The organism is Caulobacter sp. 17J80-11, assembly GCF_014349105.1.
In the GTDB taxonomy this organism is placed as follows: Bacteria; Pseudomonadota; Alphaproteobacteria; order Caulobacterales; family Caulobacteraceae; genus 17J80-11.
On record NZ_JACSJI010000008.1, the window covers coordinates 68,288 to 81,243 of the forward strand.

General features: G+C 69.2%; 11 protein-coding genes. 4 read left to right on the top strand and 7 right to left on the bottom strand.

Features of this window, described 5'->3' with window-relative positions; genetic code table 11:
- Positions 1-55: 55 nt before the first annotated feature.
- Genes H8B08_RS10165 through H8B08_RS10180 form a run of 4 tightly spaced genes read right to left on the bottom strand, consistent with a single transcriptional unit; the run spans position 56 to position 3,085 of the window.
- Entirely contained in the window at positions 56-445 is a 390-nt protein-coding gene (locus H8B08_RS10165; RefSeq protein ID WP_187450083.1) for a hypothetical protein, read from the bottom strand.
- A gap of 35 nt (positions 446-480) precedes the next feature.
- On the bottom strand, positions 481-696 hold the full coding sequence (locus H8B08_RS10170; protein WP_187450084.1) for a hypothetical protein: 216 nt from the start codon (positions 694-696) through the stop codon (positions 481-483).
- On the bottom strand, positions 693-2,165 hold the full coding sequence (locus H8B08_RS10175) for a hypothetical protein (protein WP_187450085.1): 1,473 nt from the start codon (positions 2,163-2,165) through the stop codon (positions 693-695). Before H8B08_RS10175 ends, H8B08_RS10170 begins: the two co-directional genes overlap by 4 nt.
- Entirely contained in the window at positions 2,165-3,085 is a 921-nt protein-coding gene (locus H8B08_RS10180; protein WP_187450086.1) for a phage tail protein, read from the bottom strand. Before H8B08_RS10180 ends, H8B08_RS10175 begins: the two co-directional genes overlap by 1 nt.
- A gap of 120 nt (positions 3,086-3,205) precedes the next feature.
- On the opposite strand from H8B08_RS10180, the gene H8B08_RS10185 reads away from it, so the two are divergent.
- Together H8B08_RS10185 and H8B08_RS10190 are read left to right on the top strand one after the other, a co-directional pair.
- Positions 3,206-4,168, top strand: a complete 963-nt coding sequence (locus tag H8B08_RS10185) for a glycosyltransferase family 2 protein (protein ID WP_187450087.1) — start codon at positions 3,206-3,208, stop codon at positions 4,166-4,168.
- Positions 4,169-4,170: 2 nt separating this feature from the next.
- A complete protein-coding gene (locus H8B08_RS10190) occupies positions 4,171-5,241 on the top strand; it encodes a hypothetical protein (protein ID WP_187450088.1) in 1,071 nt (356 codons plus the stop codon).
- Here H8B08_RS10190 and H8B08_RS10195 read toward each other — a convergent pair.
- Both H8B08_RS10195 and H8B08_RS10200 read right to left on the bottom strand, forming a co-directional pair.
- Positions 5,238-8,303 carry a hypothetical protein gene (locus tag H8B08_RS10195; protein WP_187450089.1) on the bottom strand — a complete coding sequence of 1,022 codons (3,066 nt, stop codon included), beginning with the start codon at positions 8,301-8,303 and terminating at the stop codon, positions 5,238-5,240. The genes H8B08_RS10190 and H8B08_RS10195 overlap by 4 nt on opposite strands.
- Positions 8,304-8,319: 16 nt before the next feature.
- Positions 8,320-8,928 carry a hypothetical protein gene (locus H8B08_RS10200; RefSeq protein WP_187450090.1) on the bottom strand — a complete coding sequence of 203 codons (609 nt, stop codon included), beginning with the start codon at positions 8,926-8,928 and terminating at the stop codon, positions 8,320-8,322.
- Positions 8,929-9,146: 218 nt separating this feature from the next.
- Between H8B08_RS10200 and H8B08_RS10205 the strand changes: the two genes are divergently transcribed.
- Complete coding sequence (locus H8B08_RS10205; protein ID WP_187450091.1) at positions 9,147-10,619, top strand: MBOAT family protein; 1,473 nt, start codon at positions 9,147-9,149, stop codon at positions 10,617-10,619.
- The gene (locus H8B08_RS10210) at positions 10,588-11,715 is read left to right on the top strand and encodes a hypothetical protein (RefSeq protein WP_187450092.1); all 1,128 of its coding nucleotides are present in this window, start codon (positions 10,588-10,590) and stop codon (positions 11,713-11,715) included. Before H8B08_RS10205 ends, H8B08_RS10210 begins: the two co-directional genes overlap by 32 nt.
- 61 nt (positions 11,716-11,776) lie before the next feature.
- On the opposite strand, the gene H8B08_RS10215 is transcribed toward H8B08_RS10210, so the two are convergent.
- The gene (locus H8B08_RS10215; protein ID WP_187450093.1) at positions 11,777-12,955 is read right to left on the bottom strand and encodes a P22 phage major capsid protein family protein; all 1,179 of its coding nucleotides are present in this window, start codon (positions 12,953-12,955) and stop codon (positions 11,777-11,779) included.
- Position 12,956: the final 1 nt, after the last annotated feature.

Sequence of the window (12,956 nt, forward strand, 5' to 3'; positions counted from 1 at the left end):
CCGCGACCGCGCGGCGGGCCTAGGTCATCTAGCCGGGAGGATCCTGTCCGGGTCGTCAGAGATCCTTTCCCAACACCAGATACTTCAGCCCGTAGCCGTGGGCCGCGAGCCGCCGGGTCCAGCCCGGCCGGCCGGCCACCATCACCGCCGCACAGCCGTTCGCCCGCGCCCAGGCCTCCGCCCGCGGCCGCAGCACGTCGACGATCTCCGCCCCGTCGCCGCCGGCGGCCACCGCCTCCAGCACGCGCCGGTTCGGATAGCTGGCGATCTCGGTGACCAGCGCCGCGCCCTCCCCCGGCCAGAACTGCGCCTGCCCGCGCGCCACGCCGGCGCGCAGGTCCTCCACCGTCCAGCCGGCCAGCGAATGCTCCAGCGCCGCCGCCAGCCACGGCGCGCAGCGATCCCACGCCGCCAGATCGGCCGGCGCCTCTATCGATCGGCTCATGGCTCCCCCTTGAGAAGACCGCCGCAGCGGCGGGGCTAGACCGCCGTCCAGGTGGTCGCGCCGGCGTCGTCCACGCCCAGCGCCCAGCGAGTCCCGTCCGGCGCCACCGCCACCAGGCGCAGGCCCGCGCCCAGCACCAGGTCGCCGTCGCGCTTGAGCGTGCGGCGATCCTGGGCCTGCAGCAGCAGGCGCACCGAGGCCTGGTCGTTGCGGTCGTAGGCCGCCGGCGCGGCCGGAAGCTGCAGGCTCATCGCTTTGCTCCCACGGCCACATCGACCCGCGGCTCGCCCCAGCGCCAGTCGGCCGGCCGCGCCGGCTCGACCCGCACCGCCGCCTGGCGGGCGGTGAACAGCACGTCGGTCCTGGCCGACAGCTCGTAGGGCCCGTGGGTCGTCGCCGGCCCGTTGGGCCAGTCGCGGGTGAGGAAGCTCACCCGCACGTCGCCGCCGGTGCGCTCGTCCGGCACCAACTGGCGCACCAGCGCCATGCGCTCCCCCGAGCCGATCTCGAACGGGCCCGATTGGGCCCACGGCCCCTGCGTGCCCGCATAGGAGAACCCGGTCTCGTGTTCGTAGAGACGGCCGTCCGCGTCCACCGCCATCGGCTGGCGGAACACGCCGGCGTCCACCGCGCAGGTGCGGGCCAGCGCGTGCGTCGCCCACACCCCGTCGCGGTAGTTCCACGACACCGCCCGGTCGACCTCGTTGGATCCGCCGGACGGATAGAACCACCACACCTCGCCGAAGGCCGAGTTGTGGAAGGCGGAGACCTTGGACGCCTGGGCGGCGTTGAAGTCCGAGAACACCTGGTCCGACACCGCCGACGGCAGGGCGCGCACCGTGCCGTCGTAAATCCAGAAGCTCTCGCGCCCCATCCACACGGCCGAAGAGTCGATCGACACCGCAGCGCCTGCTCCGGCCACGCCGCAATCGGCCCCGACCCGCTCGAAGGCGTGCACGAACACCCCGCCGATAAAGCTGGCCAGGTGCACGTCCACCTCGGTGAACAGCAGGGTGCCGCCCCTCACCCGCCGGCCGCACTTCAGCGCGCCGTGGGTCTGCAGCTCGACCTCGCCGGCCTGGTTCTCGGGGGCTGCGGCCCAGACCGTGTTGTCGCCCTGGTCGCACCACTTCACGGTCCGCCCGGCCAGGGCGAACAGGAACCGCTCGGCGCTGACCACCAGGGCGTCGGCCGCGAACGGGGCGCCCGCCCCGCCGATCGGCTGGGCCGGCTCGGCCGTGTCCAGCCGCCATTCGAAAATCCGCCCATCCTCTGGCGAACAGCCGACCAGCCGCTCGCCCCAGGTGTCCAGGCTCCAGACAGTGGCCGCCTGCACCGCCCCCAGGTCCGGCCGCGGCGCACCGTATGCGCCGGTCCCGTAGGTCGTATAGCCGTAGCCGCCGACGGCCAGCGCGTCCGCCCGCCCCGCCGTCAGGTCTTCCGGCGTGACGTCGTGGACGGCGTCCGAGGCCGTGCGCACGTACAGGCGCGAGTGCGTGCCGACCGCGCACCAGCGCCCGCCGCTGTTGTCCTTCCAGGCCAGCATGGCGCGCGCGGCGCCCTCCATCGGGCCTGCGTCCGAGCGCGGCCGCCAGCCGCCCACCGGCTGCATGGCCCCGTCGATCCAGCGCACCAGGGAAGCCGCGTTCCAGCGCCCCTTCGCCTCATAGGTCGTGCCGTTGGCGAACACGCCCGGCGGAATCTTGATGGGGACCAGCATCAGGTCTTGATCACGAACATGACGGCCACGTTGCGCGGCCGGGCTTCCGCGCCGCCCGACGCCTCGAGCAGATTGGCCCCGCTGACGAAGCTGGTCGCGTTGTCCTGACCGGAGAAGCCGCAACCGAGGATCGGCCCTGTCGTGGTGCCGCCCGATCCCTCCATGACCCGGTGCGTGTGGCTCTCGTTCTGCCCCGCCTGGGCCGAGCCCAGCGCGCGGCTGGCGTCGACCCCGCGTCCGTGGTCCCAGCCGCGCGGGAACTCGCCGCGCATGTCGGGCAGCCTGAAGGTGGAGATGCCGTCGCCGGGGCCGTAGAGGGTCCCGATCGCTGCGAACAGGGCCGCATAGGTCGTCCGCGAGACGGCGGCCCCGTCGCACTCCAGCCAACCGGCCGCAACGCTCGAGCCGGCGCGCATCTTCATGTCGCCCGGCTCCCACGCGCCGGCGACCACGCTGGGCTTGTCCAGGGTGAGGGCGACGCTCTCGTTCTCAGAGCCGTCCACCAGGGCCGAGCCGGTCGCGCCGCCGGTGAACTCGAGGGTCCGCGCCGTGGTCCACTTGTCGGCCTGCGCCGCCTTGCCCGTGGTGTCTCCGCTCATGGCGGAGTCGATGAAGGCGATCACCCGGGTCGCCGAGGCGGCGCGATACTTGAGCGCGTGGCCGTTGTTCCACAGCTCGCCCGGCGCCGGCGCCACCGGATCGGCGCCGCCGGCCGGCACCAGCAGCGACGCCTGGGACGCCCCCCCGGCCGCCAGGGCCAGCCGCCCGGTCATGGCCCGCGCCCCGTCGCGCGGCAGCCCCTCGAACAGGGCCTGGTCGACGGCGTCCAGATCGCCGTTCAGCTTGGAGCCCCAGGTGTCGGCGCTGGCCCCCGGCTCGGGTTTGACCAGCCCGTAGTGGGCGGTGACGGTGTCGGCCATCGGCGGACCTTTCGATTGTGGGAAAAACGAAAGCGCCGCCGCGAGCGCCGATCGCTGACCGGCGGTTGGCGAAGCGGCGCGAATAACCTAGACCAGGCGCGAGGATCGGGGGTCGGGGGTATGGTCGACGTGCTGTCGGCGCCGTCGCGCGCCGCGTCCGGGGAGCCCCCGGCCGCGCCGCTGTTCACGGTCTTCACGCCCACCTTCAACCGCGTCGCGACCCTGCACCGGGTCTACGACAGCCTGCGCGCCCAGACCCTACGCGACTTCGAATGGGTGGTGGTCGACGACGGCTCCAGCGACGGCACCGACGCCCTGATCGCCGGCTGGAAAGCCGAGGCCGACTTCCCGATCACCTACGTCTGGCAGGAAAACCGCGGCAAGCACACGGCCTTCAACCGCGGCGCCGGCCTGGCCCGGGGCGAACTGTTCCTGCCGCTGGACAGCGACGACGCCTGCGTGCCCGCCGCCCTGGAGCGGTTCAAGCACCACTGGGACCAGGTCAAACACGACCCGGGCTTCTCAGCGGTGACGGCGCTGGCCGGCGACCCGGACGGCCGCCTCGTCGGCAGCCGCTTCCCCTTAGACCCGACCGACTCCGACTCGCTGGAAATCCGCTACCGCCACAAGGTAAGGGGCGACAAGTGGGGCTTTCATAGGCTCGCCGTGATCCGCGAGCACCCCTTCCCCGAACCCGAGGGCGTGAAATTCGTCCCTGAAGGCCTCGTCTGGAGCCGGATCGCGCGCCGTTACAAGACCCGCTACGTCAACGAACCGCTGCTGGTGGTCCACACCACCGGCGGCGACCGCCTAACCGTCGCCAATCCGATCCCCAGCGCCGAAGGACGGCTGCTGTACTACCGCGAGGTGCTGAACCACGAACTCGGCTGGTTCTGGTCCGCGCCGCTGCAGTTCCTGCGTGCGGCGACCAACAACGTCCGCTACGCCACCCATCTGGGCTTGAGCCTGACAGCCCAAGGGCGCGTTCTCGCGCGCTCCACCGCGCGCGCGCTTTGGCTCGTCGGCCTCCCCGCTGGAGCCCTGCTCGCCTGGCGTGACCGAGCCCAGTTCGGGAAGCGCTAGGGATGCTCTTAAGAGAAGCTGAAGTCGCCTCGCCTTGGCCGCCGTGGGTTGGCGACCCGCAGCGACTCCGGGGCGAGATTGCGATCCGCGGAATTCAGGGACTAGTCTGGTGGTCGCTCGCCATCGGTCTGTGCGTTCTGCTTGCCACGCGACCTATCGGCGTCACCTACGACGACACCAATTACCTCGCCGCCTTCGACCCCGACTTCGAGCACTTCCGCAGTTGGTGGCTCTTTCTGATCGAGGAGCCCGGGTGGCAGCTACTTACTGTCATTCTTTCCCCGCTTCGGGACGAGCTGGGCTATCGCGTCGTCCTGCTACTAAGCCCTGCAGCCTTTATCCTCGCGGCCAACAAGATCACTGGCGGACGTTGGCTCGCCGTCGGGTGGTGGTCTTGGTTGATCATTGCAGCACTAATTCTTGACCGCGGCCTGGGCGTCGGGCTGTACGTCGCCGCCATCCGACAAGGTCTGGCGACTTCGCTATTCCTGCTGCTCGTCGCCCTCCGCGCGCCCGTGGTCGCTGCGGCATTGTTGGCCGGCACGGTCCACACCTCATTTCTCGTGGTCGCCGGCATAGTTGGCCTTGTCCAGTTCGGCGCTCGTGACCCGCGCATTGCGGCAGCCGTGACCGGAGCAATTGCACTCTATGGTGTGCTTTTGGCGCTCGGCGTCGCCGCCTCCCCGTTCGGAAGCCTCGACCTCGGACGGCGCACCACGACCTATGAACTCGCCTCGGGGCTCAACCTGCTCGGATACACCGCTCTCATCATCCAGTATGGCGGCACTTTGCTCCTCGCCCGTGACACGCGCTCACCTTGGCTAGGCGGAACCTTGGTGTTCGCAGCCGCAGGCGCAGCGCTTTCGATCGTGAACGCTGGATTTGTTCGCATCTTCTTGAGTCTGAATGCTTTTATGCTGATGGCGCTCGCTCAGTCGCCACCTAAGCGCCGGGTTCTAGCAATCGGCTACTGGTTTGCCGTGATGGTGGCGGCGACCTTATGGGCCGATCGGAATGCCGTATCGGCGCGCGATTCCTGGATAGGCCTCTGGTCCCTCGTCCTGGGACGCTAATCGATCAACCCGTGCGTACGCATGGCGTCCTCAAGTGCCTTCACGCGTTGCGACGCCGCTTGAAGCTTGGTCATTACGTCCTGCAGCTCGGTTTGAGTATATGCTGCGCTCGCAGTACCCGCGGCATAGGTTGCGTACGCGCCCTTGCTGGCTATGCCGGTCGATATCGTCCAACCTGTGTCACGTGGGCCCACCACTTTGTTCCCGCCGATGTTGTACTGGCCAGCGGTCTCGATCACTCCCTGAAAGAATGCGCGTTTGAAGCGCAACGCCGTCGTGCCCAGATCCAGAACGTTGGTGGCGGCCGGGGTGACCCCAGTTGTCTTCAAGTCGAGGAAGGCGGCGTTAGCGGTAGCGATGCGGACGCCGTTCGTGCCGCTATCGATCACCGTGTTCCCGCCCCCCTGACCATGGCCGACAAACACGCTATCCGTCGCTTGCGACATCGAGATCAGGTTAAGATCGGCGGCATCGGCAGAGTTGCGGCTTTTGAGCGCGCGCGAGTTCGAAAGCAGAAAATTCCAGTTGGTCCATAGACCTTCGCCGTTTCGGTGCACGACCTCGACCGCGTCAGCCGTAGCCCCATACTTTGTACCGGGGCCGTTATAAGGCCGGGCGCCCGTGCCAATGCTGCGCGCAATGAAGTTGGACGACCCGTTGCCGTTGTTTACGACCAGCGAGCCGCTTTGCCATGTATTACTCTCATCGATGCTGCAGCCGCCCGACCCTAGTTCGAGTGTGACGGTGATCGCCCCAAACTGGTTGCCAACGAAGATGGCGCTAGGCAGGCCGACCGAGACGTTTCCAAGGATTCGGTTGCCCGACATTTTGCCGCCGTTCGAACCGGGCGGGCTACCGATGTTCTGGACAGTCAACTTGCCGAACAGGCTATCGGTGATCGAGTGCGAGCCGGAATTGACGAGCAGAATCCCACCGTTCGCGCTGCCATAGGTCCCAATAATCTGATGGTAGAGAGTCGCAGCGGCGGGATTGCCGAGCTCAATATCGTAGCCGGTCGCTGACGTGTCTGCCGTCTGGTAGCCGTAGGTATAGCCGTAGATTTGCGTCTTGTCGGCCGTCGGACCGTATAACGCGCGCGCCTGAGCATCGAGTGAACCGCAAAATTCCAGGCGCGGGCGGAGTCCATTCAAAACGACATTGTGCCCTGTGAAGGTCGCTGACTGACCACGGAAAACCACGTCTCTAACGACTACGTCATTACCAGAGACCGTGAGAATCGCGCCATTCGCGTTCTTGAACAGGTTCGCCGTCCCCCCAGGAGAGATTAGCGCCTGCTGGTTATTGGGAATCGTCAGGCCGGCGCAATACCAATCCAAGCCGCACAGGTCGACGTTCTTCCCCGTGTTAATCGCCGCCTGAAGCCACGCGGTAGAGTCGCCCGCGTAGGTGCGCGCTAGCACCGAGGCGCGGTTGGCGAGCGGTACGAATTCCAGTGCACTCACGGCTCGGCTACGCGCGGGCAACTGCACACCTGCCATTCGATCGATCTGGATGTACTCAGCTTGGTTGGCACCCAGCTTAATCTGACCATTACCCCATGTATTTACGCCCCACATGTAGGTCTTGTTGTCCGACGCGATCGAATAAACCTGATGCGCTCGATCCGGACTTTCAGCGTACACCTGACCCGCACCGGTCTGATAGTTAAGCTTGGCGTTGCCGGTGCCGCCGCCGCCGAGGCTTTCCCCGCCGACCCAGATCTGGTTCGTGCGCTGGTAGTCGCCGTAGACACCCATCTTAACTGAAGCGGAACCGCCACTCAGCCCGCCGAAGACGATAAAGCAGTGATCGACCCCGAGCCCGATGTTGACCTGCCCGTCAGCCGCCCTGTTCTGCTCCGCATACCCCGGCATGATCGCCGGCGAGTTGCGCACTCCCTGGAAATTGTACCCGTAGCGGCTGTTGTACGACGCGTCGCCGCCGAGCACCGTCAGCGCTTCCGGCCAGTACTGCGCGTACGCGTTGCCGGGATTGCCGTCGCCGTCATAGGCGACGTGCAGGCCGTCCCAGCTCCCCGCCGCGCTAGGCGCGACGCCGTAGCCGGGCGCGCCGTTCCACTTCCACTCGCAGTCGACAAAGGTCACCGCGTTGGCGCCGGTGCCGACCACCGCGCCGTGCTCCTTGGAGAACACAAAGCGGCAGCTCTCGAAGCGCGAATGGTAGGGGCCGCCGGTCGCTGCGCCGCCGAACGCGCCGTCGCCATGCAGGAACAACCCCGACTTGCCCCAGTGCTGCACCGACAGGTCGCGCGCGATCAGCCGCGCCCCGATGTCCAGGCCGTAGCCGGTGCAGCCGGTCGCCGGGTCCCAGGACGCCGCGCGCAGGTCGAAGCCCTCGATCAGGGCCAGCTTCTTGCTGGTCGCCAGCGTCGTGCGGATCCCCGGCTTGGCGCCCAGGTGCGAGAACAGCAGGCAGCTGGTCGCCAGCGCGCCGTTGCCGCCGTTGGTCGAGCCCACGCCCTTGAGCCGACCGTAGGTCAGCTCGATGGTGTCGCGCACGTTGTAGATCCGCCCGCCGGCGCGCACGGCCCGGCCGGTCAGGTTCGACCAGGCCACCGCCCCGCCAACGATCGCGGCGGTGTCGTCGACCACGGGGTTCAGGTGGTCGGCCTGGCCCAGCGCCCCGAACTGCTCGAAGCTCGGCTCGGCCTCGTCCAGCACGAACCAGAAGCCGTCGGCGGAACGCCCGCGCCAGGGGCTGGCCGTCGGGCTCGCCTGGTCGGCGTCCAGCACGTAGCGGGCCGCGCCCAGGCCGGAGCGGGTGTGGCCGGCGGTGAAGACGGCCTTCGCGTCCTCGCCCACCGTCTCGCCCTCCAGCTCGACGAACAGGCCGACCATGCGCGCGCCCTTCAGCTGGGCAAGCGCCGCGGCCGGGTCGCTCAGGTCGGCCAGGTTGGCGCCCGCCTGCGCCGCGCCGGCCAGGCGCGCGTCGTCGTCCGCCGCCGCGCCGATCGCCTCGCGCGCTTCGGCCTGACTGGTCGAGGCGTAGACGCGCTCGCCCACGCTGCCGGGCTCCAGCCCGGCCGGAATCCATTCGGTCATGTCTTACGCTCGCGGCTCAGAGGGGCAGCTCGACGCGCAGGCGCGCGCCGTCGGGTTCGGTCGGATAGGCGCCCTGCGCCTGGGCCAGGGCGGTCTCGTAGGCCTGCGCCCACGCGCCCAGCCGTTCGTCCTCGGCGGTCATGGCGAACTGCAGCAGCGCGCCGTACAGGTAGACGTCCGGATGCGCGGCCAACAGCCAGTTGCTGGGCGTCTCTTCGCCGAGCGCCGGAATGCGCCGCCAGTAGGTCAGCTCGGCGGCCATGGGCCCGCTCGGCGCCGGCCACACCTGGAATTCTCGGCCCACCACCGAATAGGCCCGGGGCGGCCCTGCGGCGTCCGGATCGGCCCGCTTCAGCCGCGCCAGGGTCTGGGGCGCGACATAGGTCAGCTTCATCTCCGCCTCGGCCAGCTCCAGGCTGATCGCGCCGACCAGGTCGCGCGGCCCCTCGAAGTACTCGGTCGAGAAGCTGGCGGCGGCGCGCCCGACCATCGGCCGCACCCGCAGCTCGCGGCTGGCGCGCGCCTCGGCCAGGGCCACGCAGGCCGGCCACAGCGCGCCCTGGTCGGCGCGCACGGAAAAGTCCGCCAGGGCCGCGAGCAGCCCGGCGTAGTCGGTCAGGGCCATGGGGCCTCCCGCTGAAAGGTGGGTGGATCGGTCGCGCCCCGGCGGGCTGGCCAAACACCGTTGTGATGTTAACTAGGCGCCCTCGGCGGGCCTCCGGTCGCTCGGGCCGTCATCGACGCCCGCCGCCGTCTCCGGGAAGGCTCGGCGCTTAACGGCGCAGTCACCCGCACGCCCTATCCCTGCGCCGATCCGGCGAACCGCGCTTCAGGTCCTTGAGTATGCTGTTCACGTCGCCGGCGTTCCTGTTTCTGTACCTGCCGATCGTCTTCGCCGGCTTCTTCCTGATCGGCCGGTGGAGCCGCGCGGCCGCGGCCGGCTTCCTGGCCCTGGCCTCGCTGGTGTTCTACGGCGCGTGGGACTGGCGCTTCGTGCCGCTGCTCCTGGGCTCGATCGCCTTCAACTGGCTGGTCGGTTCGGGGATCGCGCGCCTGCGCGAGACCGACCGCGCCCGCGCCAAGGCGCTTCTGGTGTTCGGCGTCGTCGCCGACCTCGCCGTGCTGGGCTTCTACAAGTACGCCGACTTCTTCATCGGCAACGTCAACGCCGTCTCGGGCGGCGCCCTGCCCCTGCTGAAGCTCGTTTTGCCTCTGGGCGTCAGCTTCTTCACCTTCACCCAGATCGCCTTCCTGGTGGACGCCTTCGCCGGCAAGGCGCGCGAGTACAGCCCGGTCCACTACGGCCTGTTCGTGACCTACTTCCCGCACCTGATCGCCGGCCCCATCCTGCACCACGGCGAGATGATGCCGCAGTTCCGGCGCGAGGCGACCTATCGGATCTCGCTCGACAACGTCACCGTCGGGGCCCTGTTCTTCGTCATCGGCCTGTTCAAGAAGGTGGTGCTGGCCGACGCGGTTTCCGCCTACGCCGACCCGGTGTTCGACGCCCACGGCGCCGTCGGTTTCGCCGACGCCTGGACCGGCGCCTTGGCCTACACGCTGCAGCTCTACTTCGACTTCTCGGGCTACTGCGACATGGCGGTCGGCCTGTCCAAGGCCTTCAACATCGACCTGCCGTTCAACTTCGCCAGCCCCTACAAATCGGGCTCGATCGTGGAGTTCTGGCGGCGCTGGCACATGACCCTGTCGCGCTTCCTGCGCGACTACGTCTACATCCCGCTGGGCGGCAACCGCAAAGGCCCGGCCCTGCGCAGCCTGAACCTGCTGGCCACCATGCTGATCGGCGGCTTCTGGCACGGCGCGGGCTGGACCTTCGTGGTCTGGGGCGGCCTGCACGGCCTCTACCTGCTGATCGCCCACGCCTTCCGCAGCCTGATCGGCGCGCGGGGCCGCGAGGTCCTCGATCGTGCGCCGGTCTGGAAGCTGTTCGCCGGCCTCCTGACCTTCCTGGCCGTCGTCGTCGCCTGGGTGTTCTTCCGCGCCGCCGACCTCGGCACGGCGTGGACCCTGGTCCAGTCGATGTTCAATCCCGCCGCTGTCGGTGCGCCCGAGCTGTTCGTCGACGGCCGCGGCCCCTGGCTGATCGCCGCCCTGCTCGCCGTCGTCTGGCTGGCGCCGAACTCCCAGCAGCTGGTGCTGGAGAAGCTGCCGCGCCTGTGGCCGGCCGCGGCCGCGCCGCTACGCCGCTTCCAGGCCAGCTTCTTCGCGCTCGGCGCCGTCTCCGCGGCGGTCGTCTTCCTCGCCATCGTCAACGTGTCCAAGCATGTCTCGGCCTTCATCTACTTCAACTTCTAGGCTGAAGCGGGCCGCGACCGCCGCCGTCGCGCTCGCGCTCGGCGGGCTCGCCGGCGTGTTCGGCCTGGAGCTCGCGCTCCGCGTCGCGCCGATCCACGCCGGCATGGCCTACCGCTCGGTCGACCAGGCCAGCCCGGTGATGCTGGGCGTTCCGGGGCGCCACTGGGTGCACTCGGTCGGCTGGACCCTGTTCAACCCGCGCACCGGCCGGCTGAACAATCTCGGCTTCAACGACCCGCAGACCTATACGGGCACAGGGCCCGTCACCGCCGTGCTCGGCGACAGCTATGTCGAGGGCCTGGCCGTCCCCTACGCCGAGACCCTGCAGGCCCGCCTGCGCCGGCGCGTCGGCGACTGCACGCGGGTCTACGGCTTCGGCGTCTCCGGGACGGCGCCGTCCGACTACGTCAGCTACCTGCACTGGGCGCGCCAGCGGCTGAACGTCCGCGACGCGGTCGTCGTGCTCTCCGACGGCGACCTGTGGGAGGCCACGGCGCCGCGCCCGGGCATGCACCACTTCGTGCGGCGGGCCGACGGAACCGTCACGCTCGAACGCACCGACCGGGCCGGGACCACGCCGCTGCGCGACGCGATCAATGCGTCCAAGCTGTTCCGCTACGTCCACGGCAATCTCGGCTTCAATCCGGTCGCGCGCCTGTCCGAGGCCTTCGCCAAACCGGCGCCGGACCAGGAGCCCGCCCCGGTCGCCTGGGTGGTCGACGCCTTCCTCGAGCGCCTCCAGGCCGAGCTGCCGCCCAGCCGCGTGACCCTCGTGATCGACGCCGACCGCGAGTCCATCGTCGAAGCGCGCGAACCCGAATACGGCCCAGAACGCGCCCTGCTGATCGCCAAGGCCCGCGCTCGCGGCTTCACCGTGGTCGACCTCGACCCCGCCTTCCGCGCCCACCAGGCGCGGGCCGGCCGCAAGGTCGACTTCTCGCCGCTCGACGGCCATTGGAACGGACTCGGCCACCAGATCGCCGCCGACAACGTCGCCGCCGCCTGGACGCTGAGCGGCCGCGGCCCGGCCTGCGCCGGCGACGCGTCCGCGGCTGCGCTGACCAAGGTCTCCAATCCGGGGCCGCCTCGGCTCTGATCCACGCCCCGCGCCCCACGGCCAAGCAAGGGAGGGCGCGAACGCCCTCCCCGCCCTAGATTCAGTTGTTCGCCAGCCGGCAGGCCAGCTGCGGGCGCAGGGTCTTGTAGCCGTACAGCACGTCCACCCGGGTCGGCAGGCGATCCTGGTTGATGTCGTACTGGCGCACGATGCGCATGGAGATGCCGTCGAACACCTCGCGCGCGGCGAAGTCGACGCCCTGCGGCATCACCAGGTCGGCGGTGCCGAAGGCGAAGGCGCCCTTCTGGTAGGCCAGCGAAACGCCGTGCGCGACGCCGGAGACGCCGGACACGCTCACCGCCTTCGAGGCGCCCGGCGAGGCGATGCTGACGTTCTGGCGCGCGCCCGAGGTGATCGGGGTCGGGGCCACGGTCACCGAGGTCGTGCCGTCGGCGGTCGCCACGAACTGCTGCAGTTGGCCGGTCGAGGCCTTGGTCTCCGGGTGCACGCGGAACACGCCGGCGATGGTGAAGACGTCGCCCTGCTTGATCGTGCCCGTGCCCGCCGACAGGGTCACCGTGTTCGAGCCCGAGGCGATCCCGGTGGCCGTGTTGCAGACGTAGCCGGCGGCGTCGCCGCGCGTGTGCGACGGCCACAGGGTGTTCTCCACGAAATCGAAGCCGGCGGTGCGGCCCATATAGCCTTCGCGGTACTGCTTGGAGACGCCTTCCTGCGGGTTGAACAGGCCCTTCAGCGCGTCGACCAGGTCGACATTGTCCTGGGTGTTCAGGTTGCAGGTGCGGTCCGGCAGCGGCGCCAGCGCGTCGACCAGCTTCTTGCGAGCCTGCAGGATCTTGCCGAAGTCGGCCTTCTGGCCCTGGTTGTCGACCTGCTGCCAGACGTCCTTGTACATGCTCATGGCGTCCGCCTCGATGTGGGCGGCCAGCACGCTCATGGCCGGCTCCAGCACCCGCTCGGAGAAGTCGTCCAGGCTCAGCGTCAGGTCGGCCGAGGTGAAGTTCAGGTCCACGCCCTTCTGGGTCTGGATCTTGAAGTCGACGCTCTGTTCGTTGGTGTCCTGGGTGGCCAGCGCCGCGCCGGTGCGCACCACGTACTCGTTCGGCAGGCGCACCTTCAGGGTGTCGCCGATCTTGCCGCCCTTGCGGGCGAAGCTGTCGTCGTAGTCGCGGACGATCGAGCCCACGAAGTTCAGTTTCTGGTGCAGCACGCGCAGGGCCTCACGGGTCACCTGGGTCGCGCTGAGGATGGAGTTCGCCATC